The organism is Streptomyces sp. UNOC14_S4 (assembly GCF_020740835.1).
Classification (GTDB): domain Bacteria; phylum Actinomycetota; class Actinomycetes; order Streptomycetales; family Streptomycetaceae; genus Streptomyces.
The window spans coordinates 1-787 of record NZ_JAINFC010001010.1; the positions used below are offsets into that span (position 1 = coordinate 1).

At 66.3% G+C, this 787-nt stretch carries 2 protein-coding genes; both read right to left on the bottom strand.

The features are described 5' to 3' along the window. Positions 1–228: 228 nt before the first annotated feature. A complete protein-coding gene (locus K6I34_RS37625) occupies positions 229–465 on the bottom strand; it encodes a hypothetical protein (protein ID WP_229332496.1) in 237 nt (78 codons plus the stop codon). Beyond that, positions 462–689, bottom strand: a complete 228-nt coding sequence (locus K6I34_RS37630; protein ID WP_229332497.1) for a hypothetical protein — start codon at positions 687–689, stop codon at positions 462–464. The genes K6I34_RS37625 and K6I34_RS37630 overlap by 4 nt, the downstream gene beginning before the upstream one ends. Between the last annotated feature and the right edge of the window lie 98 nt (positions 690–787).

Here is a 787-nt window from a genome sequence, read left to right on the forward strand (position 1 = left end):
CGAATTCGTGGAAAAGCTGGGCAGACCAGCGAGTACGGCACGTCCAGACAACAGCCGCAGACCCACGATCAGCCGGACCGCGATCAGACCGACGCGACGGAATCAGTTCGGTGGATCAAGGCTAAGTGGCGGGGCCCTGGGGCTTCGCGTCGAGTCGCGGGGCCCGGGATCTGCCTCCGCTGCTGGTGGTCCGCTCAGCGGCTGAGGCAGGGGTCTATCGGGTGCTGACTACCCCACCATGGTGGCTCGCCAGTACCGGTGGATGATCTCGCGGTAGCCGGTGTGGGAGGGGTTGCGGCCGGAGTGTCGGAGGCCCCAGTCCTGGAGCGTCGCGAAGTCCTCGCTTGCCCCCGAGGTGGCGTTGCAGGTGGTGCATTCGAGTTCGTGGATGATCGGCGGGGCTTCTGGCGCCGTTTCAGGGCCGATCGTCCAGTCCGCGTACCTGATCACGGTGTGTGTGCTCACAGCCGCCACCCCCTTGAAGCCTCGTTGGCTGCCTGGACCTTGGCCCTCAGTACCTCTCTGAGCGTCGCCGGGCGCACGTCCTCGGGTACCGCTTCCCACTCGCAGCCGCCCTTTGGGGGCCGGAGTTGGAAGTGTGGTCCCTCGTGGCCCATGACTTGGGCAACGACCTCTCGGGTCTTGTCGACTACGTACGAGCCGACGACGATCTTTGGGGTGCGGCTCATTCGTCCACCCCCTTGGCCTGCTGGCGTGGGACGAGGTTGAGACCGTGTGCGGTCGGCACCAGTACGTAGTCGCTGGCACTTCGGGCGGGGGTGAGGTG

Excerpts from the sequence above, each read along its gene's own strand:
- K6I34_RS37630 (WP_229332497.1), bottom strand. The coding sequence starts at position 689 with ATGAGCCGCACCCCAAAGATCGTCGTCGGCTCGTACGTAGTCGACAAG.